General features: G+C 61.0%; 32 protein-coding genes. 19 read left to right on the top strand and 13 right to left on the bottom strand.

Annotated elements, in window-relative coordinates:
* Positions 1-2: 2 nt before the first annotated feature.
* Positions 3-1172 carry a MalY/PatB family protein gene (locus PVW51_RS15940; RefSeq protein WP_274576009.1) on the bottom strand — a complete coding sequence of 390 codons (1170 nt, stop codon included), beginning with the start codon at positions 1170-1172 and terminating at the stop codon, positions 3-5.
* Between the two features lie 97 nt (positions 1173-1269).
* Between PVW51_RS15940 and def (PVW51_RS15935) the strand changes: the two genes are divergently transcribed.
* Genes def (PVW51_RS15935) through PVW51_RS15915 form a run of 5 tightly spaced genes read left to right on the top strand, consistent with a single transcriptional unit; the run spans position 1270 to position 3967 of the window.
* The gene (gene def, locus PVW51_RS15935) at positions 1270-1788 is read left to right on the top strand and encodes a peptide deformylase (protein ID WP_269367319.1); all 519 of its coding nucleotides are present in this window, start codon (positions 1270-1272) and stop codon (positions 1786-1788) included.
* On the top strand, positions 1785-2282 hold the full coding sequence (gene def, locus PVW51_RS15930; protein ID WP_274576006.1) for a peptide deformylase: 498 nt from the start codon (positions 1785-1787) through the stop codon (positions 2280-2282). Before def (PVW51_RS15935) ends, def (PVW51_RS15930) begins: the two co-directional genes overlap by 4 nt.
* Positions 2279-2776 (top strand): peptide deformylase, encoded by a 498-nt coding sequence (gene def, locus PVW51_RS15925; RefSeq protein WP_274576005.1) that lies wholly within the window; start codon positions 2279-2281, stop codon positions 2774-2776. The genes def (PVW51_RS15930) and def (PVW51_RS15925) overlap by 4 nt, the downstream gene beginning before the upstream one ends.
* Before the next feature lie 36 nt (positions 2777-2812).
* Positions 2813-3727 (top strand): methionyl-tRNA formyltransferase, encoded by a 915-nt coding sequence (gene fmt, locus PVW51_RS15920; RefSeq protein ID WP_274576004.1) that lies wholly within the window; start codon positions 2813-2815, stop codon positions 3725-3727.
* Positions 3728-3730: 3 nt separating this feature from the next.
* On the top strand, positions 3731-3967 hold the full coding sequence (locus tag PVW51_RS15915) for a hypothetical protein (protein WP_269367323.1): 237 nt from the start codon (positions 3731-3733) through the stop codon (positions 3965-3967).
* Between the two features lie 61 nt (positions 3968-4028).
* On the opposite strand, the gene PVW51_RS15910 is transcribed toward PVW51_RS15915, so the two are convergent.
* From PVW51_RS15910 to PVW51_RS15880, 7 genes are all read right to left on the bottom strand, one after another.
* A complete protein-coding gene (locus PVW51_RS15910) occupies positions 4029-4652 on the bottom strand; it encodes a trimeric intracellular cation channel family protein (protein ID WP_269367324.1) in 624 nt (207 codons plus the stop codon).
* The gene (gene rnhA, locus PVW51_RS15905; RefSeq protein ID WP_114273669.1) at positions 4649-5101 is read right to left on the bottom strand and encodes a ribonuclease HI; all 453 of its coding nucleotides are present in this window, start codon (positions 5099-5101) and stop codon (positions 4649-4651) included. The genes PVW51_RS15910 and rnhA overlap by 4 nt, the downstream gene beginning before the upstream one ends.
* Positions 5094-5687 carry a class I SAM-dependent DNA methyltransferase gene (locus PVW51_RS15900; protein WP_274576002.1) on the bottom strand — a complete coding sequence of 198 codons (594 nt, stop codon included), beginning with the start codon at positions 5685-5687 and terminating at the stop codon, positions 5094-5096. Before PVW51_RS15900 ends, rnhA begins: the two co-directional genes overlap by 8 nt.
* On the bottom strand, positions 5684-6136 hold the full coding sequence (locus PVW51_RS15895) for a DUF3429 domain-containing protein (protein WP_274576001.1): 453 nt from the start codon (positions 6134-6136) through the stop codon (positions 5684-5686). The genes PVW51_RS15900 and PVW51_RS15895 overlap by 4 nt, the downstream gene beginning before the upstream one ends.
* 162 nt (positions 6137-6298) lie before the next feature.
* Entirely contained in the window at positions 6299-7249 is a 951-nt protein-coding gene (ispH, locus tag PVW51_RS15890; RefSeq protein WP_274576000.1) for a 4-hydroxy-3-methylbut-2-enyl diphosphate reductase, read from the bottom strand.
* Positions 7250-7315: 66 nt separating this feature from the next.
* On the bottom strand, positions 7316-8083 hold the full coding sequence (locus tag PVW51_RS15885) for a helix-turn-helix transcriptional regulator (protein WP_274575998.1): 768 nt from the start codon (positions 8081-8083) through the stop codon (positions 7316-7318).
* Between the two features lie 192 nt (positions 8084-8275).
* The gene (locus tag PVW51_RS15880) at positions 8276-8821 is read right to left on the bottom strand and encodes a LabA-like NYN domain-containing protein (RefSeq protein ID WP_269367329.1); all 546 of its coding nucleotides are present in this window, start codon (positions 8819-8821) and stop codon (positions 8276-8278) included.
* Positions 8822-8950: 129 nt separating this feature from the next.
* Between PVW51_RS15880 and folK the strand changes: the two genes are divergently transcribed.
* From folK to recO, 11 genes are all read left to right on the top strand, one after another.
* Entirely contained in the window at positions 8951-9562 is a 612-nt protein-coding gene (gene folK, locus PVW51_RS15875) for a 2-amino-4-hydroxy-6-hydroxymethyldihydropteridine diphosphokinase (protein ID WP_274575997.1), read from the top strand.
* A 72-nt stretch (positions 9563-9634) separates the two neighbouring features.
* Positions 9635-9988, top strand: coding sequence for a DNA-directed RNA polymerase subunit omega (gene rpoZ, locus PVW51_RS15870; RefSeq protein WP_114273663.1), 354 nt, complete (start codon positions 9635-9637; stop codon positions 9986-9988).
* 30 nt (positions 9989-10018) lie between these two features.
* Complete coding sequence (locus tag PVW51_RS15865; protein WP_269367331.1) at positions 10019-12190, top strand: RelA/SpoT family protein; 2172 nt, start codon at positions 10019-10021, stop codon at positions 12188-12190.
* A gap of 28 nt (positions 12191-12218) precedes the next feature.
* A complete protein-coding gene (locus tag PVW51_RS15860) occupies positions 12219-12875 on the top strand; it encodes a DUF2062 domain-containing protein (RefSeq protein ID WP_114273661.1) in 657 nt (218 codons plus the stop codon).
* A gap of 26 nt (positions 12876-12901) precedes the next feature.
* A complete protein-coding gene (locus PVW51_RS15855) occupies positions 12902-13651 on the top strand; it encodes a pyridoxine 5'-phosphate synthase (RefSeq protein WP_114273660.1) in 750 nt (249 codons plus the stop codon).
* Between the two features lie 54 nt (positions 13652-13705).
* Positions 13706-14107 carry a holo-ACP synthase gene (acpS, locus tag PVW51_RS15850; protein ID WP_274575996.1) on the top strand — a complete coding sequence of 134 codons (402 nt, stop codon included), beginning with the start codon at positions 13706-13708 and terminating at the stop codon, positions 14105-14107.
* Positions 14108-14209: 102 nt separating this feature from the next.
* Positions 14210-15046, top strand: coding sequence for a signal peptidase I (lepB, locus tag PVW51_RS15845; RefSeq protein ID WP_114273658.1), 837 nt, complete (start codon positions 14210-14212; stop codon positions 15044-15046).
* Positions 15043-15729, top strand: coding sequence for a ribonuclease III (gene rnc / locus PVW51_RS15840; RefSeq protein WP_269367332.1), 687 nt, complete (start codon positions 15043-15045; stop codon positions 15727-15729). Before lepB ends, rnc begins: the two co-directional genes overlap by 4 nt.
* Positions 15726-16634, top strand: coding sequence for a GTPase Era (gene era / locus PVW51_RS15835; protein WP_274575995.1), 909 nt, complete (start codon positions 15726-15728; stop codon positions 16632-16634). The genes rnc and era overlap by 4 nt, the downstream gene beginning before the upstream one ends.
* A 60-nt stretch (positions 16635-16694) precedes the next feature.
* A complete protein-coding gene (locus PVW51_RS15830; protein WP_274575994.1) occupies positions 16695-17024 on the top strand; it encodes a DUF1491 family protein in 330 nt (109 codons plus the stop codon).
* A complete protein-coding gene (recO, locus tag PVW51_RS15825; RefSeq protein WP_269367335.1) occupies positions 17024-17749 on the top strand; it encodes a DNA repair protein RecO in 726 nt (241 codons plus the stop codon). Before PVW51_RS15830 ends, recO begins: the two co-directional genes overlap by 1 nt.
* Here the strand turns inward: recO and PVW51_RS15820 are convergent.
* Entirely contained in the window at positions 17733-18125 is a 393-nt protein-coding gene (locus tag PVW51_RS15820) for an META domain-containing protein (RefSeq protein ID WP_114274399.1), read from the bottom strand. The genes recO and PVW51_RS15820 overlap by 17 nt on opposite strands.
* The gene (locus tag PVW51_RS15815) at positions 18125-18652 is read right to left on the bottom strand and encodes a TetR/AcrR family transcriptional regulator (protein ID WP_114273654.1); all 528 of its coding nucleotides are present in this window, start codon (positions 18650-18652) and stop codon (positions 18125-18127) included. Before PVW51_RS15815 ends, PVW51_RS15820 begins: the two co-directional genes overlap by 1 nt.
* Before the next feature lie 121 nt (positions 18653-18773).
* Between PVW51_RS15815 and PVW51_RS15810 the strand changes: the two genes are divergently transcribed.
* Positions 18774-19988: an MFS transporter gene (locus PVW51_RS15810; protein WP_269367337.1), complete on the top strand. Its 1215-nt coding sequence runs from the start codon at positions 18774-18776 to the stop codon at positions 19986-19988.
* Here the strand turns inward: PVW51_RS15810 and PVW51_RS15805 are convergent.
* Together PVW51_RS15805 and PVW51_RS15800 are read right to left on the bottom strand one after the other, a co-directional pair.
* Entirely contained in the window at positions 19985-21673 is a 1689-nt protein-coding gene (locus PVW51_RS15805) for an acyl-CoA dehydrogenase family protein (RefSeq protein WP_269367338.1), read from the bottom strand. The genes PVW51_RS15810 and PVW51_RS15805 overlap by 4 nt on opposite strands.
* Before the next feature lie 344 nt (positions 21674-22017).
* A complete protein-coding gene (locus PVW51_RS15800) occupies positions 22018-22377 on the bottom strand; it encodes a helix-turn-helix domain-containing protein (protein WP_269367353.1) in 360 nt (119 codons plus the stop codon).
* Positions 22378-22539: 162 nt separating this feature from the next.
* On the opposite strand from PVW51_RS15800, the gene PVW51_RS15795 reads away from it, so the two are divergent.
* Positions 22540-23466, top strand: a complete 927-nt coding sequence (locus PVW51_RS15795) for a helix-turn-helix domain-containing protein (RefSeq protein WP_274575993.1) — start codon at positions 22540-22542, stop codon at positions 23464-23466.
* Positions 23467-23567: 101 nt separating this feature from the next.
* Entirely contained in the window at positions 23568-24275 is a 708-nt protein-coding gene (locus PVW51_RS15790) for a hypothetical protein (protein WP_269367340.1), read from the top strand.
* 174 nt (positions 24276-24449) lie between these two features.
* Here the strand turns inward: PVW51_RS15790 and PVW51_RS15785 are convergent, their stop codons facing one another.
* The gene (locus PVW51_RS15785) at positions 24450-26048 is read right to left on the bottom strand and encodes a phosphoenolpyruvate carboxykinase (protein WP_114273650.1); all 1599 of its coding nucleotides are present in this window, start codon (positions 26046-26048) and stop codon (positions 24450-24452) included.
* Positions 26049-26109 lie beyond the last annotated feature (61 nt).

Below are 26109 nucleotides of genomic sequence, written 5' to 3'. Positions count from 1 at the left end.
CGCTATTGCAGATCGCGGAAGGCGTCCGTCAGGCGGTTGCAGGCCTCTTCGACACGGGCGCGGGGCGTGGCGATGTTGAACCGCATGAACGTCTCGCCCCCCTTGCCGAATGTCTCACCGTGGTTGACCGCGATGGCGGCGTCTTCCTGAACCCGCTTGATGGCCTCGCTCATCGGCATGCCGGTGTCCTCGAAGTTCACCCATGACAGATAGGTGGCCTCCAGTTTCATCGACGACAGGCCGGGAATGGCATCGATCGCCGCATCGAACAGCTTTCGGTTGCCATCCAGATAGGTCACCAGATCATCGACCCAGGCGGCCCCTTCGGGCGAATAGGCGGCGGTGGCCATGAAAAGACCGAATGAGTTGGGGGACAGGCCCAGTGCCATCATCCGCGCACCGAATTTCGCGCGCAGCTTGTCGTCTTCGATGATCACATTGCCGACGTGCGCCCCCGCAATGCTGAAGGTCTTGGTGGAGGCGGTCATCATCACCAGCCGGTCGGTGACCCCTTCGATCCGCGCCATCGGCGTATGTTTGTGGCCGGGCATCACGAGGTCATGGTGGATTTCGTCGGAAACGATGATCAGGTCGTGGCGCTTCGCGAAATCGGCCACGCCCTGCAGTTCCTCACGGGTCCAGACGCGGCCGCCGGGGTTGTGCGGGGAACACAGGACCAGCATCTTTTCGTTGCCGGTCATCTGAGCGTCCCAGCGGTCGAAATCCATCTCGTAGCGACCGTTGTCGTTGATCATCTCGCATTCGACAACCTGACGGCCCGCCGCAGAGATGACCCGGGCAAAGGCATGATAGACCGGAGTAAACAGGATGACCCCTTCGCCGGGCGCGGTGAAGCTTTCGACGCAGAGTGCGGTGCCGTTCACCAGACCGTGGGTGGTGAAGACCCAGGAGGGATCGACCTTCCAGCCGTGGCGGTTTTCCATCCACCACTGGATCGCGGCCAGGTATTTGCTGTCATCGCCGAAATAGCCGAAGAAACCGTGATCGACCTGTGCCTGCAGGGCATCGCGCACCACCTGGGGCGGCTGGAAATCCATGTCGGCGACCCACATCGCGATTCCGGTGTCGCGTGGCACGCCATAAATGGCTTCCATCTTGTCCCATTTGGCACAATGGCTGCCACGGCGGTCGATGATCTCGTCAAAACTCATGAGGCGCTCCTATAAACTTGGGGTGCAAGCTATCCTCAATTCCCGCGGCTGCAAGCCCCCGGTTGCAGAGGTGCAGGTGTTGCCCTAAATCGTGGCCATGAAACGCACGATCCTTTTGCACCCCGACCCGCGCCTGAAAAAGGCAGCAGCGCCCGTGGACGACCTGTCTGACGATTTGCGCGCCCTGGCCGATGACATGCTGAAGACCATGTATGAAGCACCGGGCATCGGCCTTGCCGCACCGCAGATCGGGGTGTCGAGCCGGTTGATCGTGCTGGATTGCGTCAAGGCGGAGGGTGAAGCACCCCGCCCGCTGGTCATGTTCAACCCCGAAGTCATCGCCTCCTCTGACCGGCTGAACACCTATGAGGAAGGGTGTCTGTCCATTCCGGACCAATATGCCGATGTGACCCGCCCGGCAGAGGTGGAGGTGCGCTGGATCGACCGGGACGGGAACGAACGGACAGAAACCTTTGACAAGCTCTGGGCGACCTGCGTGCAGCACGAGATCGACCACCTGGATGGCAAGCTGTTCATCGACTACCTCAAGCCGCTGAAACGGCAGATGATCACCCGCAAGATGGTCAAGCTGAAGCGCGAACTGGCGCGGACATGAGCATTCTGCCGATCCTGACCTGGCCTGACCCGCGCCTGACAGAGACCTGTGCCCCCGTGGCCGGGATCACGCCGGAGATCGAAACGCTGGCTGCCGACATGCTGGAAACCATGTATGCCGCACCGGGGCGCGGATTGGCCGCGCCACAGGTGGGTGCGATGCTGCGTCTCTTCGTGATGGATGTCGGCTGGAAAGAGGGCAAGCCCGACCCGCTGGTCTGCATCAACCCGATGATACAGGAGGTTGGTGAGGACCGCGCCGACACCGAGGAGGGATGCCTGAGCATTCCCGGCGTAACCGCGATGGTCAACCGTCCGACGCGGGTGCAGATGGTCTGGACCGGGTTGAACGGGGGCCGCTATGTTCAGAGCTTTGACGGTTTCGCTGCCGTCTGTGCGCAGCATGAGCTGGATCATCTGGACGGTGTGGTGACCTTTGATCACCTGGACAGCGACACAAGGACGGCGCTTTTGGCCGAGTATGAGGGGCTATGACACTGCGCAAGTGCATTGCCTGGCCGGACAAGCGCCTGCGAACCGCTGCGGAAAAGGTGCCCGAGATCACGGATGAGATCCGCGCGATCTGGGAGGACATGATCGAGACGATGGATGCCATGCCCGGTGTCGGGCTGGCCGCGCCGCAGATCGGCGTGATGCTGCAGCTTGCTGTCGTCGACGCCTCCAGGGACCGCAAGAAACGCATCCGCATGGCCAACCCACAGGTGCTGGAAGCATCGGTGAAGATGAACGACTACGAGGAAGCCTCGCCCAACCTGCCGGGGGTGTCCGCCAGGATCAGCCGCCCGCGCGCGGTCAGCGTGCGCTATATGGACGAGACGGGGACGATCAGGCGCGGCGAGTTCGTGGGGCTTGAGGCAACCTCGGTCCAGCATCAGATCGACCACCTGGCCGGGCGGATGTATTTCGATCATCTGAGCAAGGTCAAACGCGACATGCTGCTGCGGCGTGCAAAGAAACTGAACAGCTAGGGCGGGCCATCCGCCGCCCCCCGTCGGGAGACATTGATGCGTATCGTTTTCATGGGCACACCCGAATTCTCCGTCCCGGTGCTGGAGGGGCTGGTGGCCGCCGGGCATGACATCGCCGCGGTCTATTGCCAGCCGCCCCGCCCCGCCGGGCGCGGCAAGAAGGACAGGCCGACGCCGGTACATCAGCGGGCAGAAGCCATGGGGCTGAACGTCCGGCATCCTGTGTCGCTGAAATCCGAGGCCGCTCAGGCCGCATTTGCAGAGCTGAAGGCGGATGTGGCGGTGGTGGTCGCATATGGTCTGATCCTGCCGCAGGCGATTCTGGATGCGCCCGCGCGCGGATGCCTGAACATTCACGCCAGTCTTTTGCCCCGTTGGCGCGGCGCGGCGCCGATCCACCGGGCGATCATGGCGGGGGATGCGCAGACCGGGGTCTGCATCATGCAGATGGAGGCAGGGCTGGACACCGGGCCGGTGTTGCTGCGCCGGGCGGTGGATATCGGAGCGGAGGAAACCACCGCGCAGCTACATGACCGGCTGAGCAGGCTGGGCGCCGAAGCGATCACCGAGGCGCTGGCGCATCTGGACACCCTCGTGCCAGAGCCGCAGCCGGAAGCGGGCGTGACCTATGCCGCCAAGATCGACAAGGCCGAGGCGCGCATCGACTGGAGCCGGCCCGCGGCCGAGGTCGACCGCCTGATCCGGGGGCTGTCGCCCTTTCCCGGGGCCTGGTTCGAACAGGAGGGGACGCGCATCAAGGTGCTGGGGTCGCGGCTGGCTGACGGGAGCGGGCAGCCGGGGCGGGTATTGACCGAAGGCCTGCATGTTGCCTGCGGCACCGGGGCGGTTGCATTGACGCGTCTGCAAAAGGCGGGCAAGGCTGCTCAGGACGCGGATGTGTTTCAAAGCGGCGCACGGATTGCGCCCGGCACCCTGCTGGGGGAAGGTTAAGCGATGTTTCTGGCACTTTTCGGCACCGTGGTGATTGCAGGGATCGTTGGCTATGTCTCTGAAAAGACCGGGTGGACCCACAACGGTATATTGCAGAGCATCATCATCTGCATCGGGGGTGCCTTTCTGTTCTATTTTGTGCGGATCATGTTCGGGATCGGTTTTGCCAGCCCGGGCATGAATGCGATCGTGTCCTCCATCGGGGCGCTGATCATCGTGCCGTTCCACTGGCGCAGGTAGTTGGATGGCCCTGCGGGCCATTGCCTCCGGCGGGGAATATTTAAGGCCAAAAAGAACAGGTTCAGGACTTTGGCGGGGTGCTCTTGTAGACAGGCAGGTGCCAGCCGAAGGCAAGGGACCCGGCACGCAGAACCCAGGTGGTCACGGCGCAGGCCAGCAGGGTGATGAGCAGGTCAAACCCGTAATAACGAGACAGCGCTGCAGCCGCGGAACCGGCAAAGGCGGCGGTCACGTAGAGTTCTCCCTGTTTCAGGACCACGGGCACATCGCCCACGACGACGTCGCGCATCAGCCCGCCCATGCAGCCGGTGACCATGCCCATCAGCACCACGATGACAGCGGATTGATCCAGCGCCAGTGCCACCCCCGCGCCCGCCGCGACGGCAATCGCCAGTGCGACGCTGTCAAGCCAGACCAGCGCCCGCATCCGGCTTTCCAGCAGGTGGGCCGTGAAAAAGACCACCAGCGCCGCCCCGGCGGCTACCGCAAGATAGGTGGGGTTTGCGATCCAGAAGATCGGGTTGCGGTCCAGCAGAAGGTCGCGGATGGTGCCGCCGCCCAGGGCCGTGAGGCAGGCGATGAAGGCAAATCCCACAAGGTCAAGCTGGGCGCGGCTGGCCACCAGTGCTCCGGTGATCGCAAAGACCAGAACCGATCCGTAATCCAGTACCGCGAGCAGGGTCATTTCTTGAAAGGGGCCATGCCCGCTCGCGCCAGCGCATCCGCGCGTTCGTTCTCGGGGTGGCCGGCGTGGCCCTTGACCCATTCCCAGGTCACCCGGTGGCGGGCATTGGCGGTGTCCAGCCGCTGCCAGAGTTCGGCGTTCTTCACCGGTTTCCTGGCCGCGTTCTTCCAGCCGTTCTTTTTCCAGCCGTGGATCCAGCCGGTGATGCCGTTCTTGACGTAGTTGCTGTCGGTGACGATGGTGATTTCACTGTCCCGCTCCAGCGCCTCCAGCGCGTGGATCGCGGCCAGCAGTTCCATGCGGTTGTTGGTGGTGGCCGCTTCGCCGCCCTTGAGCTCGCGTTCCTTGATCACCCGGTCGCCGTCGCGCGCCTGCATCAGCGCGCCCCAGCCGCCGGGGCCGGGATTTCCTGAACAGGCACCATCGGTATATGCGTAAAGTTTAGCCATTTGCGTGGATCACGATCCAGCCGTCATATTGCCCGGCCAGCCCTTTGCCATAGCCGGTCCAGTGCTGTGCCGGCGAGAATCCTGCCGTCTGCAGCAATGTCTCCAGTTCTTCCTGGCTGTAGTATTCATAATGTCTTCCCAGATCGTCACGTCCGCCGCCGGTGCCGGTTTTCATGCCGATGAAAAAGGTGCCGCCCGGTTTCAGCGCCTCGCGCAGGCGGGTCAGGTGGCCCGGCAGTTCGGCGCGCGGGGCGTGCAGGAGGGAGAAGCTGGCCCAGATGCCATCGTAGGCGTTCAGTTCCGTCACATCCTCGAAAAACCCATGGCGTGCCGTCACGCCGGGGATCGCCGCGGCGCGGCCTGCCATTTCCGCCGAGGCGTCGATGGCGGTGACCTTCAGCCCGGCCTCTGCAAAAATGCGGGCATAGTTCCCCGGCCCGCAGCCGAGGTCGAGCACGCTGGCCGCTTCGGGCAAGGCCGTGATGAAATGGTGTACGCGCGCGTCGGCCGTGGCTTCCGCCTGCATCATCGCGTCGTAGTCGTCTGCCTGAGCGTCGTAGACGGCGAGGGTTTGAGGATCGCTCATGCCCAGATACCGATGGCGATGCAGACCAGGACCACGACGGTCAGTTGAATGCGCAGGGCCAGCCACCAGGATGGCGTCAGTTGCCACCGGTCAAAGGCGATTTCGATCAGCAGCAGCGCGGCAAAGCCGATGGCGAGGTTGATCAGCGCGGTTTCGGCGCTGGTGCCGGGCATGAAGAACCACCACAGTGCGGGCAGGACGGAAGCGACATAGGCGGCGAAAGCCGGCAGGCCTTCTGCCCGCGTCGCAAAGGCCCAGAGGGTGCCTGCCATGAAGGGCAGGATGATCCCGCCGTAGCGCACCATCAGCAGGCGGCCGTCCCCCGCGAATACGGCAGGCAGGTTCCAGTCGGCCGCCGAGGTGAGCCCCAGCGCCAGCAGGGCGGCCCACAGGAACGGGATCAGGCCTGCAAGGGCCAGCAACAGGGCTGGGGCGGGTATGCGGTTCATCAGGTTTCAGATCCCGTTTCAGGCGTGTTCGAAAGCAAGGCGTCCTTAGCAATCCGTTGACTGCTACGCTAGGGCCAGGACCGATTAATCCTGCAAACCGGCGGGGCAGGGTGATTGCGATTTGGTTCAACTGCAGGCGAGTGAGACCGAAAAGGCACCCGCTCAGCCTGCCTTGCGCAAAATCCGGGGAACCTTGAATTCCACGTTTTCCTGTGCCGTTTCCACCAGTGTCTGGGTGACGTCAAACCGGGTCCTGAAGGCATCTATCACTTCGTCGATCAGCACTTCGGGGGCAGAGGCGCCGGCGGTGATGCCGATGGATGTGATCCCCTCAAGCGCGCGCCAGTCGATGTCATCGGCGCGCTGGACCAGCTGCGCATAGCTGCAACCGGCGCGCGCACCGACTTCGACCAGCCGCTTCGAGTTGGAGGAATTCGGGGCACCGACAACCAGTATCGCGTCGCATTTCGGCGCCATCGCCTTGACCGCCTCCTGGCGGTTGGTTGTCGCGTAACAGATGTCTTCCTTGTGCGGCCCGACGATTGCAGGAAAGCGGGCCTTGAGCGCCGCGACGATATCCGCAGTGTCATCCACGCTGAGCGTTGTCTGGGTGACATAGGCCAGCCGCTGCTTATCCCTGACCTCGATCGCCGCGACATCCTGAGATGTTTCCACCAGCAAGACCTCGCCCTCGGGCAGCTGGCCCATGGTGCCCACCGTTTCGGGGTGGCCCGCATGGCCGATCATGATCATCTGCAATCCGTTGTCGGCGTGACGCTGCGCCTCGATGTGGACCTTGCTGACCAGCGGGCAGGTCGCATCGACATAGATCATGTTGCGGGCCTGGGCGGCATTTGGCACGGATTTCGGCACGCCATGGGCCGAAAAGATCACCGGGCGGTCATCGGGGCATTCGGCAAGTTCCTCGACAAAGACCGCGCCCTTGTCGCGCAACCCGTCGACGACGAATTTGTTATGCACGATTTCATGGCGCACGTAGACCGGCGCGCCCCATTTCTCCAGCGCCATCTCGACAATCTTGATCGCGCGGTCCACGCCCGCGCAGAAACCGCGCGGGGCGGCAAGGTAGAGCGTGAGGGCGGGTTTTGTCATCGGGGTCTCCTGCGGCATGGGCCAGACTTAGGCATTCATGCGCCGCAGGTCCAGAGACCTGCCGGGTCAGGGGGCGGCATCGCCCTGGTAAATCAGCGCCGCGACCTGCGCCCGGTTGTTGACGCCCAGCTTGCGATAGGCGGATTTAGCGTAATCTGACACGGTATGCACCGAAATGGTGCAGAGTTCAGCGGTTTCCTGTCTGCTGCGGCCCTGTGCCAGAAGGTAGACAATTTCCCGCTCACGCGGGCTGAGCATCTCAAAGGGTTCCGGCAGTTCCGGCGCGATCAGGAATTTGGAGAACTCCCCGTTTTTCGATGCATCCGGCACAGGCGTGGCATTCTGCGTTGTCAGTTCTTCGAAGCGGCGGTGGACCAAAAGGCAGAACAGCCTGATCTCCTCGGCCCGCGGAAACACCTTTTCCATGAAACTGGTCTTGTCCCGGCCTGTGCCGACGATGAAGCCGCCAAAGCGGTCGGACCCCCTTAGCCGCATGGGTATCCCCAGACAGGAGCGCATTCCCGCCTCCGCCGCGCTCTCGATGAAACTGCGCTCGGTGTCTGTTACATAAGGATGGGCGTCAATGAATTCTGCGCCCAGTGGAAGGATGCGGTAGCTTTCGCAGACATAGCGCAGGAAGGGGTCTTGCTCCGGTGGGCGCTGGGCATAGACTTCGGGGGCGGTGCACCGCAGGAAAGGCGCGGTGAAATCGGATGAGACGGTGAGATAGATCGCGTGGTCGAAACCGGCACTGGCCAGTGTTGCGACTGTCGCGTCCCAAAGGGCGTCGGCATCGTCAATCCGTTCAAGCGTTGCCGCTCTGTTCACCAGCATGGTTTCCTCCCCCCCCTTTTCGGGGGATCGCAATTATTTCGCAGCAGTGTAGGAATGGCGGCGGGGGCACGGAAGCCCGTGATGTATAGTATCCCTGCCAAATTTAAGAATTTTTGCACACCGAAGGCTTTCAGAGTCTTCGGTGTGCTATTGCTGGTTGAATTCTGTAGGGAGTATTCCGATGAGCTGGGATTATTCCGGTGAATTGTCGCGAGGCGGCCGGCCGATCACTTCACGCAAGTCTTCCAGTTCGATGAAATTGTCGGCCTGGCGGCGCAGATCGTCAGAGATCATCGGTGGCTGGCTGCGGATTGTGGACACGACCGACACCCGGACGCCCTGCCGTTGCAGGCTTTCGACCAGTGGGCGGAAATCGCCATCTCCGGAAAAGATGACGATGTGGTCCACGCGGGGCGCAAGTTCCATCGCATCCACGGCCAGTTCGATGTCCATGTTGCCCTTCACCTTCCGGCGGCCCATGCTGTCGGTATATTCCTTGGCCGGTTTTGTGACCATCGAAAAGCCGTTGTAGTTCAGCCAGTCGACCAGCGGACGGATCGGCGAATATTCGTCGTTTTCCAGAAGCGCCGTGTAATAGAAAGCACGCAGCAGCTTGCCGCGCCTCATGAACTCAGCTCTCAGCAACTTGTAGTCGATGTCAAAGCCGAGTGTTTTTGCCGCTGCATAGAGGTTTGAGCCATCTATGAACAGCGCAAGACGCTCATCCTTGTAAAACATTCTGGTTTCCTTTCGGCGAGGACTTCGCCATGCAATCAAATTTGGTCTAACGTGCTTTGTGGCTCAAAATTCAACTATGACCAGAAGATCGCGCGATTAGATAACGCGCATAACTAAGGATTTTTGGCCATGCTTCAAGCCACGAGTAACGGGGAAAAGGGCGGTCGTCCGCTCATTCATGGCCAAAACGCCTTGCTGGCGCTTGGAGCAAACCAAAAGTCAGCCCTTGGTTCACCCGATCAAACCCTTTCTGCGGCGCTTGCCGCGCTTGAAGCACAGGGCACAGTGATTCGCCAAGTTTCTTCATTTTTTCTTACTCCGGCCTTCCCTGCGGGGTCAGGTCCCGATTTTGTGAATGCCGCAGCACAGGTCGAATTTTCAGGGGGAGCACAGGCCTTTCTTGACCTGTTGCACAAAATCGAGGCGGAAATGGGCAGGAAGCGCAAGGTGCGCTGGGGGCAAAGGACGCTGGATATTGATCTGCTGGCAGTTGGCGACCAGGTGCTGCCGGATCTGGATACCTACCGGCGCTGGGGCGCGTTGCCCCTTGATCAGCAGGCACAACAGGCGCCGGATCAATTGATCCTGCCGCACCCGCGCCTGCAGGATCGGGCGTTTGTTCTGGTCCCGCTTGCAGAAATTGCGCCGGATTGGATCCATCCGGTGCTGCAGAAATCCGTCAGGGACTTGTTGGCGGCCCTGCCCCGGGCAGATGTCGAGGCGGTCAAACGAATCGAATAGCCGCTTGTAAATCAGCGCGAACACGCCTAGGTAAGCCTCTTCTTACCGCCTCTTTCAGATGGGAGCACCTCAATGGCCCGCGTTACCGTAGAAGATTGTGTCGACAAGGTTCCGAATCGTTTTGAGCTTGTCATGCTTGCGGCCCACCGGGCACGCGAAATCTCTGCCGGTTCCGCCGTTACTGTGGACCGCGACAATGACAAGAATCCCGTCGTCTCCCTGCGTGAAATCGCCGAGGAAACGCAGGCGGCCGATGACCTGCGCGAGCGTCTGATCGAAAGCAACCAGAACCAGATCGAAGTGGACGAGCCCGAGGATGACGCCATGGCGCTTCTGATGGGTCAGGAGCAGGACAAGCCCGAAGAAGACAGCATGTCCGAAGAAATGCTGCTGCGTCAGCTGATGGCGGCACAGGGGCAGGGGTAACCCCGGTAACGGGCGCATGGGGCAGATGGCATGGAAAGCGCCGAGACAACTGCCGACGATCTGATTCGCCTGGTCAAAGCCTACAACCCGAAATCGAACGAGACACTGATCCGCGCCGCGTTTGAGTTTGGCGCGGAAATGCACGAAGGGCAGTTCCGCCACTCGGGCCAGCCGTATTTCACGCATCCGGTCGCCGTGGCGGCGATACTGACCGAACAGCGGCTTGACGATGCCACGCTGATCACGGCGCTTTTGCACGACACCATCGAGGACACCAAGGCATCCTATGCGGATGTGGAGAAGAAGTTTGGCCGCGAGGTGGCCGAGCTTGTCGATGGCGTGACCAAGCTGACCAACCTGCAGCTGAATTCTTCCGAGACCAAGCAGGCCGAGAACTTTCGCAAGCTTTTCATGGCGATGTCGAAAGACCTGCGCGTCATCCTGGTGAAACTCGCCGACCGCCTGCACAACATGCGCACCATCAAGGCGATGCGCGCTGACAAGCAGGGGCAGAAGGCGCGCGAAACCATGGACATCTATGCGCCGCTTGCCGGCCGGATGGGCATGCAGTGGATGCGCGAAGAGCTGGAGGATCTGGCGTTTCGTGTGCTCAACCCTGAAGGGCGCGCAAGCATCATCCGCCGATTCATCACGCTCCAGCGCGAGACCGGCGATGTGATCCAGCGGATCACCGGCGACATGCGGACCGAACTGGCCAAGGCCAAGATCGAGGCCGAAGTCTTTGGCCGTGCCAAGAAGCCCTATTCCGTCTGGCGCAAGATGGAAGAAAAGGAACAGAGCTTTGGCCGGCTGTCCGACATCTACGGTTTCCGCGTGATCGCGGAGAACGAAGAAGACTGCTATCGTGCGCTGGGCGCGATCCACCAGCGCTGGCGCGCGGTGCCGGGACGGTTCAAGGATTATATCAGCCAGCCGAAGTCGAACGGATACCGCAGCATCCATACCACCGTTTCCGGTCGGGACGGCAAACGGGTCGAAGTGCAGATCAGAACCGGCCAGATGCATGATGTGGCCGAAACGGGCGTGGCGGCGCATTGGTCCTACCGCGACGGGGTGCGGTCGAGAAACCCCTTTGCCGTGGATCCGGCCAAGTGGATTTCGCAACTGACAGAGCAGTTCGACGCGGAGGAAAACCACGAGGATTTCCTCGAAGCGGTCAAGCTGGAGATGTATGCGGACAAGGTCTTCTGCTTTACCCCCAAGGGGGACGTGGTGAAGCTGCCGCGCGGGGCCACGCCGATTGATTTCGCCTATGCAATCCACACAAGGATCGGCAATGCCGTCGTCGGGGCCAAGGTGGATCACATGCGCGTGCCGCTCTGGACCCGGATCAAGAACGGCCAGTCGGTCGAGATCATCACCGCGCAGGGCCAGACCCCGCAGGTGACCTGGCTGGATATCGCAACCACCGGCAAGGCCAAGACAGCCATCCGGCGCTCGCTCAGGGAAGTGGACCGCGAAAGGTTCATCAAACTGGGCCAGGAACTGGCACGCTCTGCCTTTGCCCATGTGGGCAAGCGGGTGACCGACAAGGTGCTGCGCACGGCGGCCAAGAACATGCGTCTTGACAGTGCCGAGGAAGTCCTGGCGCGGCTGGGCAGTTCCGAATTGTCGGGCCGCGAAGTCGTGCGGGCGGTTTATGCGGATCTCGCCCCGCGCGAGGGCGATCATATCGACAAGGCCCGCGCGGTCATCGGTCTGGAGCCCGGACAATCCTTTGACCGTGCTCCGTGCTGCAACCCGCTTCCCGGTGAGCGGATCATCGGCATCATGTTCCGTGGCCGGGGCGTGACCGTGCATGCGATTGATTGCGACCGTCTGTCGGCCTATGAGGAACAGCCGGACAGATGGCTGGACCTGCGTTGGCATGACGGCAACCATCCCGCCGTTTACGAGGCGGTTCTGGACATCACCCTGGGCAATGGCGCGGGCGCGCTGGGCCGCATCTGTACATTGATCGGAGAGGCCGCAGCCAATATTTCGGACCTGACATTTCTTGAGCGCAGGCCTGACTTTTATCGTTTGTTGATCTATGTGGAATTAAGAGACATTGCGCATCTGCATTCATTGATGCTGACGCTGGAGGCGGAAAGCGAAGTCGCGCAAATCAGCCGCTACAGGAACAAGGATCTGCCCGAAAAGGCGGATACGCAGGCATCGCTCAAACGCCAGGACAATTGAGCGGCCATAATGAAATTGGAAACTGGATTTGATTTTCAAACGCCGTGATCCGAAACCGACATTGCGCGCGATGGCCGAGTTCCTTTGGCCCCGCGGCGGATGGACACGTGCGTTTCACTACGTCAAACACCGCATGAAACGGCTGCCCGACAGCCCGGAACGTATCGCCCGCGGGATCTGGGCAGGTGTCTTTACGGCGTTCACACCTTTCTACGGCCTGCATTTCCTGATCGCCGCGCTGTTGGCGAAACTGATGAAGGGCAATGTGCTGGCCGCTCTGATGGGGACCTTCTTTGGCAATCCGCTGACCTATGTTCCGATCGGTGTGATGGCACTGCAAACCGGGCATTTCGTTCTGGGATCGCATTTGCCCGAGGGCGACCACCGATCTTTCGGCGGCAAGTTCGCCGATGCCGGGGGCGATCTTTGGTGGAACCTGCGAGCGATGTTCACGAATGCCGATATGGATTGGTCGGGCATCGTGGTATTTGTCCAACAGATTTTCTATCCCTATCTGATCGGGGGCATCCTGCCCGGCATTTTCTTTGCCACCCTGTCCTATTACCTCATGGTGCCGCTGTTGCGCGCCTATCAGAAACGGCGCAAGGGGATGATCAAGGCAAAGTTCGAGGCGCTGAAGCAAAAAACGGCACTTAAGGCTGATGCCAAGCGCAAAGTGGATTAGTTTGTGGATCAACGAGGGGGTTGGATATGGCGGAACAACAAAAGCTCAGACTGGGCGTGAACATTGACCATGTGGCGACCGTCCGGAATGCGCGGGGCGGCCAATACCCCGATCCGCTGCGCGCGGCAAAGATTGCCGAAAAGGCAGGTGCCGACGGCATTACCGCGCATCTGCGCGAAGACCGGCGCCACATCTCGGACGCTGATATCGAGGGGCTGATGGATGTGCTCTCGGTGCCGCTGAACTTCGAGATGGCCGCGACCGACGAGATGCAGAAGATCGCCCTGCGCCACCAGCCACATGCGGTCTGCATCGTGCCGGAAAAGCGCGAGGAACGCACCACCGAAGGCGGGCTGGACGTGGCGCGCGAGGAAAACAGGCTGGCCCATTTCATCGCGCCGCTGCGGGATGCGGGATGCCGGGTATCCATCTTTATCGCCGCCGATCAACGCCAGATCGAGGCTGCAAACCGGATTGGTGCGGAAGTGATCGAGCTGCATACGGGTGCCTATTGCGACGCCTATGCAGAGGGGCGGTTCGATGAGGCTCAGGAGGAATTGCGCCGCCTTCAGGAAATGGCGACCATGGCGCATGGCCTGGGGCTGGAGGTGCATGCCGGGCACGGGCTGACCTATGACACGGTGTCGCCCGTTGCCGCCTTTCCCGAAGTGCGCGAGCTGAACATCGGCCACTTCCTGATCGGGGAAGCGATTTTCCTGGGGCTGGAACCTGCCATAGCGGAAATGCGTCGGCTGATGGATGAGGCACGGTCATGAGCAAGGTCGGTGTTGCGCCGAACGGGGCGTGACCTCTGTGCGAAAGGTTTCCTCATGATCCTGGGCATCGGCACCGACCTGGCAAATATCGAACGCATTCAGGCCACGCTTGACCGTTTTGGTGACAGATTTCGAAACCGGGTCTTTACCGAAGTCGAGCAACGAAAGGCCGAACGTCGCAAGGATGTGGCCGGAACCTATGCCAAACGCTGGGCCGCGAAAGAGGCTTGTTCCAAGGCGCTGGGCACCGGGTTGCGCATGGGGATCAGCTGGCGCGACATGGCCGTCAGCAACCTTGCAACCGGCCAGCCGGTGATGGCGGTGACCGGCTGGGCGGCGGAACGCCTGAAAGAGATGACCCCGCCGGGCCATGAAGCGATCATCCATGTGACCCTGACAGATGATCATCCCTGGGCGCAGGCCTTTGTCGTGATCGAAGCGCGCCCGCTCTCCTGACCTGCGGCGTGCCGCTTCCGCTCACCCGGGCGCACCCTCCCTTGACAGTAGCGCTGTCCCTGCGCATGTACCCTCAAGCCCGAGCATAAAGGAAAGCGCCGAATGGCCGAGAAGGAAAAGACAGGCAACGCCTTTGTCGAAACCGTCAAAACAATCGTCTATGCACTGTTGATCGCAGGCGTGTTCCGAACATTGTTCTTTCAGCCGTTCTGGATTCCCTCCGGTTCGATGAAGGAAACATTGCTGATCGGTGATTTTCTTTTTGTGAACAAGATGGCCTATGGCTATTCCTATGCCTCCTGTCCCAGCCTGATGCTGCCCCGCTTTGGCATCGAGGTGGATGCCAAGGACATCTGCGGTGTCTTTGACGGCGAGAACACACGCCTGTTCGGGAGCGAGCCCGAACGCGGCGATGTGGTTGTCTTCCGCCACCCGGTTTCGGGCCGCGACTATATCAAGCGGCTGATCGGCCTTCCCGGCGATACGGTTCAGGTCAAGGCGGGTGTGCTGCACATCAACGGCGAACCCGTGGCGCTGAAAGATGCAGGGGTCTTTGAGGAAGAGATGACCGCGCAGGGCCCGCAGGGTTTGCGCCCCCGGTGCGAGAATGGACCCGTGGGCGAGGGCGGCACCTGCATCAAGAGCCGCCAGATCGAGACCCTGCCGAATGGCGTGTCCCACGCGATCCTGAACATCGGCGATCAGCAGTCGGACCACACCGGGATATATAACGTGCCCGAAGGGCATTATTTCTTCATGGGTGACAACCGCGACAATTCTGCCGACAGCCGTCTGGCGCAGCAGGCGGGCGGCGTTGGTTTCGTGCCTTTTGAAAACCTGATCGGCCGGGCGGATCGTATCATGTTCAGCTCTGCCGGCCGGTCGATGCTGTTTTTCTGGACCTGGCGCGGCGACCGGTTCTTCAAAGCGGTGAAATGAAACTGAGCGCGGACCTCAAGGCCTTCGAAGAGCGCATCGGCCACCAGTTTGCCGATCCAGCTCTTCTGGTCCGCGCGGTGACCCATGCCTCGATGTCTTCGGCCAACCGGGACGACAACCAGCGTCTGGAGTTCCTGGGCGACCGGGTTCTGGGGCTGGTCATGGCAGAGGCGCTGCTGGCGCTGGATACCGGGGCAACGGAGGGGCAACTGGCCCCGCGTTTCAACGCCCTGGTCCGCAAGGAAACCTGCGCGGATGTGGCGCGCGAGATTGATCTGGGAAAGGTTCTGAAGCTCGGCCGGTCCGAAATGATCTCCGGTGGCCGGCGCAAGCTGGCGCTTTTGGGGGATGCGATCGAGGCGGTGATTGCCGCCGTCTACCTGGATGGTGGCTTTGACGTGGCCAAGGCGCTGGTTCTGCGGCTTTGGGGCGCACGGATCGACACTGTCGAGGAGGATGCCCGCGATGCCAAGACGGCCTTGCAGGAATGGGCGCAAGCGCGCAAGCTGGCGCCGCCGCAATATGTCCAGACCAACCGCAGCGGCCCCGATCATGCCCCGGTCTTTACCATCGAGGCGCGATTGGAAAACGGCAAACAGGCACGGGCAACCGCCCCGTCGAAACGCGCAGCCGAACAGGAAGCTGCAAGCACGCTGCTCAGGCAGCTGGAGAACAACACATGACCACCCGTGCCGGATTCGTTGCCCTGATCGGAGAACCCAACGCGGGTAAATCCACCCTGCTCAACCGCATGGTGGGGGCGAAAGTCTCCATCGTCACCCATAAGGTGCAGACCACCCGGGCCCGGATCCGGGGGGTGGCGATGGAAGGGGAGGCCCAGATCGTCTTTGTGGATACGCCGGGGTTGTTCCAGCCGCGCCGCCGGCTGGACCGTGCGATGGTGGCCGCCGCATGGGGCGGGGCCGCGGATGCCGATGTGGTTGTCCTGCTGGTCGAGGCCCATCGCGGGGTTACCGAAGGGGTCGAACGCATTCTCGAAGGCCTGGGCGATATCGGCGAGGGCCGCAAGGTGGCTCTGGCGATCAACAAGATCGACCGGGTGGAGGCGCCGGTTCTGCTGGGTCTCAGCAAGGACCTGAACGCCCGCTACGACTTTACGGAGACCTTCATGATCTCTGCCGAGCGGGGACATGGCGTGGACGCCCTGCGGCAATGGCTTGCGGGTGAAGTTCCGCAGGGGCCCTGGCTGTACCCCGAGGATCAGATCGCGGACCTGCCGCTGCGCATGATCGCCGCTGAGATGACCCGCGAGAAACTGACCCTGCGGCTGCATCAGGAATTGCCCTATCAATTGACGGTTGAGACGGAGAACTGGGAAGAGCGCAAGGATGGTTCCGCCCGGATCGATCAGCTGATTTATGTCATTCGCGACGGCCACAAGGGCATTGTCCTGGGCAACAAGGGCGAGACCATCAAACAGGTCAGCAAGGCCGCGCGGGAAGAGCTGGAGGAATTCCTGGGCAGGCGCATTCACCTGTTCCTGCAGGTCAAGGTTCGGGCGAACTGGCTGGACGAGGCGGAGCGCTATACCGAAATGGGTCTGGATTTCAAAGATGGCAACGGGTGAGCCCGGCCGGGATGTTGCGCCGGAAGAGTGTATTTTTGGAACAATGAAGCGGGGGATGGCGTGCCCCGTCTGACCGCACGATTCTGGGTCGACGCCTATCTGGCGCGGTTGCGGCTGAGCGATATCCCGGCCTTTGTGGTTGCGCATGGCGATGACACCGGCGGTGCGGTGCTGGTCAAGCTTGCGACGCTGGATGGCAATGCCGTGTTGTTCCAGCGGTCATTCGACCTGATGACCGGGGAGCGTCGCTGGGTCGAGCTGAGCAGCGGTGCCGAGCGCGAGGTGGATGACACGGTGGCGCGGCAGCGGGGTTTTGACCCCGATCTATGGGTGATAGAGGTCGAGGACCGTCAGGGGCGGCACCTGCTGGATGAGATAGGCCTGGCCTGATGGAATGGCGCGGTCAGGGCATATTGCTTGGGGTGCGGCGCCACGGGGAGACATCCGCCATCATCGAAATGTTCACTGCGGCACAGGGGCGGCATCTGGGTGTGGTGCGCGGCGGCACCAGCCGCAAGATCGCGCCGCACCTGCAGCCCGGTGCGCAGCTTGACGTGGCCTGGCGCGCGCGGCTGGAAGACCATATCGGAGCCTTTACCGTCGAACCGCTGCGCAGCCGGGCTGCCCTGGTGATGTCGGACCGGCTGGCGCTGGCCGGGTTGAATGCGGTTACCGCGATCCTGTCCTTTTGCCTGCCGGAGCGTGAGGCGCATCCGGGGCTTTATCACCGGACGGAGCGACTGCTTGATCTGCTGGGGCAGAATGAGATCTGGCCGCTGGCCTATCTGCAATGGGAGCTGGGGCTGCTTGAGGAGATGGGCTATGGGCTTGATCTGTCGTCCTGCGCGGTGACGGGGACCACGGAGAAACTGGTGTATGTGTCCCCCAAATCCGGGCGGGCGGTGTCAGCGAAAGGGGCCGGCGACTGGGCCGAGCGGCTGTTGCCGCTGCCGGATGTGCTGCGCGGGCAGGGTGACGCAGAGGACATTGAGATTGCCGCGGCCTTTCGCACCACCGGATATTTTCTGGAGGCTCATCTGGCACGGGATCTTGGCGACAAGCCCCTGCCCGAAGCGCGGGCGCGTTTCGTCGAAGCCTTCAGTCGGCGGCTTTGAACGTCAGCAACACGCCGCTGTCATCCGACAATGTCAGCGTGTCACCCAGCACCTCTGACAGAGTGGCGGCCTCCAGCAGGGTGAAATAGGCGCTTTCGGCGGCAAGGTCCGGGCAGGCGCGTCGCGTGGCGAGGATCGGGCCTGCATCGAACCACGGGTAGGGCACGGTATTGGTGGTCGAAAAACCGTTACAGGGGCCCTGACCCCTGACCACGCCCTTTTCAGGGAAAGTGAGTGTGGCGGTGGCGGCAAAGGCGGCGTCCTGCAATTCGACCAGGCGCCATTCCTTGTCAGCGGCACCATGGCCACGCAGGGTTTCGTCGCTGTCGCAGGCCGCGAGGGCAAACAGCGCCAGAAGCGGCAGATGGATTTTCATCATTCGAGTGCCAATACGGTATCGACAAGGATTTCAAAAGCTGCCGCAGAGGTCTCGTCACCGGATGCCGGGACCTGAGGCAGGCCGATCAGGGAGGCCAGCAGCGCGCGGGCAAAGTCGGGGTTGCCCAGGCCCAGCTGGCGCAGCAGGTCCTCCAGATGGGACAGCCTTTCCGCGTCGATCCGGGCGAGGGCGCGGGCCACGTCGGGCATGCTTTGCGCCCAGACCCGCAGGGAGGGCTCGGTGGGGTCGGCCAGCATCCCAAGGCCAAAGTCGCGCAGCCTGCGGTTGGCGGCACCGTCCTGCTGTCGCAAATCCGCCAATTGCGCCAGCGCATCTGTCTGCCAGCGAGCGAGCAGTTCCGCGTGATAGGCGGGCACATCCTTGAAATGCCAGTAAAATGACCCTTTGGTCGTGCCCAGCCTGCGGGCCAGGGGCTCGGCGGCAAGCGCCTGCGGGCCCGCCTGCCGCAGGGCGTCGAACCCCGCCGCGATCCACCTGTCCGAATTGAGCCGCGTTGTATTCATGTGCCAGTGGATAGGGCCGGGCCACGGTCAGCGCAAGCCATCACGCGAAGCAATGTTTCCGACACGCGAATTGTCGCGTAATGCTGCGACGGGCCGGATGCCATGTGATCAAGAAACAGGCATGATCAGTCCACGCGCGCCATTGCCGCTTACCCATTTGCACCTTCCACAGGTCCGCGATTTTGCGATTCTTGCAGGGCTGGAGGCGGGGGTGCGCGGGATGCTGATGTCGGTGATGCCCCTGGTGATATACCGTGCCTATCCGGATGCCAGCCTTGTGAGCTGGATTTACCTTGGCGTCGGGATCGTGTCGCTGCTGTTCGGGCTGATGGTTCCATCGCTGGCGGCGCTCCTGATGCGGCGCTGGATGTATACTGCGGGAACGGCCTTCTATCTTCTGGGTGTTGCCCTGGCCCTGACCCAGGTGCCGGTGCTCAGTGCGCTGGCGCTGGGTGTGCTCAGCCTCGGGACGGTGACCTGTGCGGTCTGTCTGAATGCCTATGTGCTTGATTACGTGGCGCGGACCAACCTGGCGCGGTCTGAATCAATGCGGTTGCTGTTCAGCGGGCCAAGTTGGGTTGTGGGGCCGATCACCGGGGTCTGGTTGCTGAACTGGTGGACACCGGCACCCTTCATTGTCGCGGGGCTGTTTGCCCTGGTGCAGATGGCGATGTTCTGGCGGCTGCGGATGGGCAATGGCAAACAGATCACCCGCGCGCGGTCGCAGGCGCCGCAGCCGCTGGCCTACCTCGGTCGCTTTGTGCATCAACCCCGGCTGGTGGCGGGCTGGCTGTTTGCGGTGATCCGGTCCTGCGGCTGGTGGGTCTATGTCGTATATCTGCCGATCTATTGCGTCGAAAACGGGTTGGGCAATGCGGTGGGAGCGGCGGCGCTGTCGGCCTCGAACATGACATTGTTCGCGGCACCGCTGCTGATGGTGGTGGTGCGCCGGGTCGGCGTGCGCAACGCCGTCAGCGGGGCCTTCGCCGTGGGGGGTGCCTTTTTCATCGGGGGATGGATGTTGACGGCGTCGCCCTGGATGGCGGTGGCGAGCCTCTATATCGCATCCGTGCTGCTGATCATGCTGGATGTCTGCGGCTCGCTGCCGTTCCTGATGGCGGTGAAACCGTCGGAGAGGACGGAAATGTCGGCGGTTTATTCCAGCTACCGCGATGCCTCGGGCATCGTGACACCTGCGGTGGCGGGTCTGGTTCTGTTGAGCATGCCGATCGCAGGTCTGTTTGCGGTCTGCGGGGGCGGGATGTTGTGGGCGGCCTGGCTGGCGCGGGGTTTGCACCCGCGCCTGGGAGAGGCAAGGCCGAGGTTTTCTACCTAGCCAAGCAACCGCCGCGCGATGACCTGCGCCTGGATTTCGGCGGCCCCTTCAAAGATGTTCAGGATGCGGGCATCACACAACACGCGGCTGATCTTGTATTCCAGGGCAAAGCCATTGCCGCCGTGGATCTGCAGCCCGTTGTCGGCGGCGGCCCAGGCGACCCGTGCGCCCAGCAGCTTGGCCATCCCGGCTTCAACATCGCAGCGGCGCCCCTCGTCCTTTTCAAAGGCAGAGAAATAGGTCAGTTGCCGTGCAATCATGATCTCGACCGCCATCATGGCCAGTTTCGATGCCACACGCGGGAAGTTGATCAGCGCCTTGCCGAATTGCTTGCGGTCCTGCGCATATTGCATGGAGATATCCATTGCCGATTGCGCCACGCCGATGGCGCGGGCCGCTGTCTGGATGCGCGCGGATTCAAACGTCTCCATCAGTTGTTTGAAGCCTTTGCCCTCTTCGCCGCCCAGCAGGTTTTCCCCTTTGACGTGGAAACCGTCAAAGCCCAGTTCGTATTCCTTCATGCCGCGATAGCCCAGGACTTCGATCTCACCGCCGGTCATGCCTTCGGTGGGGAAGGGGTTGGCATCATCGCCGGGGGTCTTTTCGGCAAGGAACATCGACAGGCCGCGGTAGTCGGTGGTGTCAGGGTCTGTCCGGGCGAGCAGGGTCATCACATGGGTGCGCGCGGCATGTGTGATCCAGGTCTTGTTGCCGGTGATCTTGTAGTCGTCGCCGTCCTTGACCGCGCGTGTGCGCAGGCTGCCGAGGTCGGAACCCGTGTTCGGCTCGGTAAACACCGCCGTGGGCAGGGTTTCTGCAGAGGCGATGCGCGGCAGCCATTTCTCTTTCTGCGCATCCGTGCCGCCCGCGATGATCAGTTCCGCCGCGATTTCAGACCGGGTGCCAAGGGAGCCAACACCGATATATCCGCGCGAAAGTTCCTCCGAGACCACGCACATCGAGGCCTTGGACAGACCAAAGCCGCCGTATTCCTCGGGGATGGTCAGGCCAAAGACACCCATTTCGGCCAGTTCGGTGATCACCTCCATCGGGATCAGTTCGTCCTTGAGGTGCCAGTCATGGGCAAATGGTTCGACTTTTTCGACCGCATAGCGGCGGAATTGCTCGCGAATCATCTCCAACTCGTCATCGAGGCCGGTGGCCCCCATGGTGATGTTTGCGGATTGCTCTTGCATGAGTGCGACAAGACGAACCCGCGCGGCCTGCGTGTTGCCGCCCTGGGTCAGCGTCATGATCGCGGGTTCCATCAGGCCCCGCATGTCATCCTGCGACAGGCCCAGGTCCTGCAGACGCAGGATTTCGCCCTGGTTCATCTGGATGCCGCCATAGATCTGCCAGAGATATTCGCCAAATGCGATCTGGTGGATCAGCTGCTCGATCTCGCCGAACTTTCCGTTCGATTCCAGCGCTTCGGCCCATTTCTGCATCTGGCGCAGGGATTGGGCGTAGGTGGCCAGCCAGGCAAGGCCATGGGCTGCGGTCTGATTCTGTTCGATCAGATCGGCCGACACCCGGCCATCGGCGCTGACCATCGCGCGCAGGCTGACCTTGGCCTTTTCAAGGATGGTATCAACCGGGCCAACCGCTGCTGCGGTAAGAGCCAGCAGGTCGTCCAGTATCACAGGTGCATTCAGTTTCGTCAGGTCCTGACCATCATGTGCCATGTATATCATCCCTTTTCTGCTGGGTGACCACTTAGCCTCTTCGCAGTCGCAGCACAACAAAGATACGTTTCGCTGCGGAAATTTGTTCTAAAATTGCGCAGCCGATTGTTTCTTTCCTGCATGACACCAGGCAAAAAACGAGCGTTGACAGGCGGCTACCCTATCTTTGGCCGTCACGGCGGCCAAATCAATGTTGAGATTGGGTTTCGCCGCCGGGTTGGCGCCCGGCTGCTTTCAGAACAACCACGTGTCGAAACAGCGGGCGCTTGGCAAAGGATGATGCCCAAACGGGCCTGATTTATAATGAAATCTTGGGACAGCTGCAGGGGAGCCCTGCAGCCATCTTACACCTGACGTGCAACCGTGACGCCGGAAACGTCTTCGATAAAGGTGACGATCCGGGTTTTCACGGCATCGTCCTTGATGGAGGCCAGCGCAGAGACGATTTCCATGCTCGGGTCAGCATTGGGGGCGGTGTTCGCATTGTCGTGCAGCCCCTCAAAGAAGTAGGACGGCGGAACATCCAGGATTTGCGACAGTTCGAAAAGACGGCTGGCGGCAACCCGGTTTGAACCGATCTCGTATTTCTGAATTTGCTGAAACGAGAGTTGGAGCTTTCGTGCTACATCAGTCTGTGAAAGGCGGCGCAGAGTCCGAATTTGCTTAAGTTTTTTGCCCACATGGGCGTCTACAGGATGGGTCATAACTTCAAACCTCTGGTTGAACATACACTTTAATCGCGAGTTTCCCCATTTCGTTCAATTGCGTAGATTCTGTTATTTTCTGATCACGAATGTGATGTAGATGGGTGATATTTGTTGCATTAATGGGTGATTGGTTTACGATTTTCGTTGATGAATAAACCCATGACCGACATCGACGTAACACCGAATGATATCGAAAGCGCGCCGCCTGCACTGCTTTTCGAGATGATCCGGTCTTTTGTCACGCTTGCCCGAACTTTGAACCTGAGCCATGCTGTTAAGGAGTTGGGCAGCACAAGGCAGACATTGCGCCGACACATTGCCTCGCTTGAGGCGGAGCTGGGTGCGCCATTGTTTGTCGTGGATGACCGGCGTTATCAGCTGAGTGAGAAAGGCGAGGCAAGCCTTGCCGGTGCAAAGGATGTCCTTGCGCGGGGCAAGACATGGCTGCGCGGCGCGTCCTCGTCGCATGGGAACCTTCAGTTTCTACAGGCCCATGTCGGCGAATGGGATTTCTACCAGGAGCAGAAACCGATCGGCCTGATATGGGATGACTCGTCCCTCCTGCTGCGTGAAACCTTTCGGGCGTGGTCCATGTCCTGCGGCCAGATTGAGAGCGATAATCTGGCCCATGTCCGGCCCTATCTTCTCGTGTACCGCGAATCAGGGACAGAATGGCTCTGTGTCGAATTTGGTGAACGGTCGGCCTATGTGGGATGGTTTGGGCTGGATTATGCCCGTTCGAGCATCGGCCGACCCATTGCCTTGCTGCCTGCAGGCGAAGAATTCGGCCATATGCTCAATCAGGCGTTTCACGATGTGCAGGCAACGCAGCTTGCCCGGCTGGATCATGTATTCACCCGAATGCCCCGTCCGGACGGTGAAGGTTGGGTGCCAATCGCATATCAACGCCTTATGATGGCAGGCTTTTTCCCTGACGGATCACCGGCGGTCATGACCCTTGTTGTGCCTACTCCGAAGGTCCTGATTCGCAACCTTGAGCCCGAAAAACTGGCCGGTTTGGTGGATATTGGGATGCAGGAATTCGACAAAAATGAGGCAAAATTCGAGGAGATTTCCATGACTTGAACGAGTTGCTGCCTTAATTTTGACAAATTCGATTCAATTTACGGGTGTTTTTCTACTTCTTGGCGTAACCTGTGGTCAGGCGGCTAAGGAGACCAAAAGTCATGACTGTACAATTCCCAAGCAATGCGGCGCCCTTCATTGCGACAAGCGGAAACATTCTGGGGGCCAGCAAAATAGAGATCACAGTCGGCAGCGACTTTGAGATTTATAAGACCGTAGTCGAGGAAGAGCGTCCCGCGCAAAAGCTTGGCGATCCATTCAACCCTGATTACCACGATCTCGGTGCGGAAACGGGTTTCTGGCTGATCGGTCGCAACCAGTTTGGCGAATTGATCCATACCCAGGCGTTCAAGACAATCAGTCTTCAGGATGTCGCGCTCAGCACCTATCTGATGCGGAATTATCAGAAATTCCCGCCACCCATTCCCGGTGTCGATCTGGGCCGGTCGCGGTATCGGGCTTCACCCGGTGCCCATCGGATCAACGGCGATGCCGTTTACCATGGTGAGGTCTGGATGGCCCCGGACGACGGCCTGTATCGCGGCACCGGTCTGTCCAGCGTGCTGACGCGTGCGGGCATCCTCGAAGCGGTCAACCGCTGGGATCCCGACTGGATATTCGGCTTCATGTTGCGTGCCGTGGCCTTCAAAGGGTTCTCCGAGCGTGTGGGCTATATGCATACCGAACCCGGCGCGCTGAAATGGGCTGTCCATGGCCGTGAACAGCTTTTGGAGGCCTTCATGGTTTACCTCAGCCGTGAGGACGCCCGCTTCATGCTGGATATCCCGGTCGAAGAACTGGTGGCCTGAACCGGACAGACGCGCCAGTATCCAAGCCATGGTTCTTGTCGGAAACGTTGTTGCCAAATCAAAAACGCCCTCGCAACTGCTGCGAGGGCGATTTTTTTTAGCGATCGCTTCAGGGCGCGAAGCTGGTTCCGTGTTGCCCCTGGGTCGGGGTGATGCGAAACCAGAGTGCGGCCCTTAGCCGATGGCGGCTGCTTTCACGTCGTCATCGATATGCGCCATGTATTGGCCGAAGTTTTCCGAGAACATCGTGACAAGCTTGACCGCCTGACGATCATAGCTCTCCGGGTTGTCCCAGGTGCGGCGCGGGTCCAGCAGGATATCCGGCACACCGTCGACCGATACGGGGACTTCGAAGCCAAAGTTGGGGTCTTTGCGATATTTCACATCCGCCAGCGAACCGTCCAGAGCAGCGGTCAGCAGGTTCCGGGTGGCCCTGATCGGCATCCGGCTGCCGGTGCCATAGGCGCCGCCGGTCCAGCCGGTGTTCACCAGCCAGCAGGTCGCGCCGTGCTGGGCGATCTTCTCGCGCAGCAGGTTGCCATAGACTTCGGGGCGTCGCGGCATGAAGGGCGCGCCGAAACAGGTGGAGAATGTGGGCTCCGGCTCGGTCACGCCACGTTCGGTGCCGGCGACCTTGGAGGTGAAGCCGGACAGGAAGTGGTACATCGCCTGCGCGGGGGTCAACCGTGCGATGGGGGGCAGGACACCAAAGGCATCGCAGGTCAGCATGATGATGTTTTTCGGATGGCCGCCCAGGGCCTTCTTGCTGGCATTGGAGATATAATGCAGCGGATAGGCGCAGCGCATGTTGGCTGTCAGGCTGTCATCTTCGAAATCCAGTTCCTTGGTCTCTTCGTCATAGACCATGTTCTCGATCACTGTGCCGAATTTGGTGGTGGTGGCATAGATTTCCGGCTCTGCCTCCGGAGACAGGTTGATCGTCTTGGCATAGCAGCCCCCTTCGAAGTTGAAGGTGCCGTTGTCTGACCAGCCGTGTTCGTCATCGCCGATCAGCGTGCGCTGGGGATCGGCGGACAGGGTCGTCTTGCCGGTGCCGGACAGGCCAAAGAAGACCGCCGTGTCCACCGGGTTGCCGGTGGCGTGGTTGGCGGAACAATGCATCGGCATGATGTTCTTTTCCGGCAGCAGATAGTTGAGCAGGGTAAAGACGGATTTCTTGTTCTCGCCCGCGTATTCGGTGCCGCCGATCAGGATCAGCTTGCGGTCAAAGTTCATCGCGATCACCGTTTCGGAACGGCAATCATGTTTCTTTGGGTCGGCCTGGAAGGTCGGGCAGTTGATCACTGTGAAATCGGCGGTGAAATCGTCCAGGTCCGCGCGGTCCGGACGCCGCAGCATGGTGCGGATGAACAGGCCATGCCAGGCCAGTTCGGTGACCATGCGGACGTTGATCGCGTGGCGGGGATCGGCGCCGCCGACCAGATCCTGCACGAAGTAATCCTTGCCCTGCATGTGGGCAATCATGTCATCATAAAGCGCATCGAAACCTTCGGGCGACATGGCGGCGTTGTTTTCCCACCAGATCGTGTCGACGACGCTGTCGGTCTTGACCACATGCTTGTCCTTGGGGGACCGGCCTGTGAACTTGCCGGTGGTCACCAGGAATGAGCCGCCATTGCCAAGCGTGCCTTCACCACGTTTCACCGCGGTCTCGATCAGAGCTGGTTCCATCAGGTTGTAATAGACATTGCCCAGCCCCGCGATCTGTTGATCCTCAAGGCGGAACTGCGGGTTTACCCGTCCAAATGTCATGTATTTTCTCCTGCAGGCGCGCGGAAATTGCGCAAATCAAGGTTGCTCAGGCAGTCAGCCT

This window comes from Sulfitobacter sp. PR48, from assembly GCF_028807335.1.
Classification (GTDB): domain Bacteria; phylum Pseudomonadota; class Alphaproteobacteria; order Rhodobacterales; family Rhodobacteraceae; genus Sulfitobacter.
The sequence above is the reverse complement of the archived record's forward strand: the minus strand, read 5'-3'. Positions and strand labels throughout refer to the sequence as shown.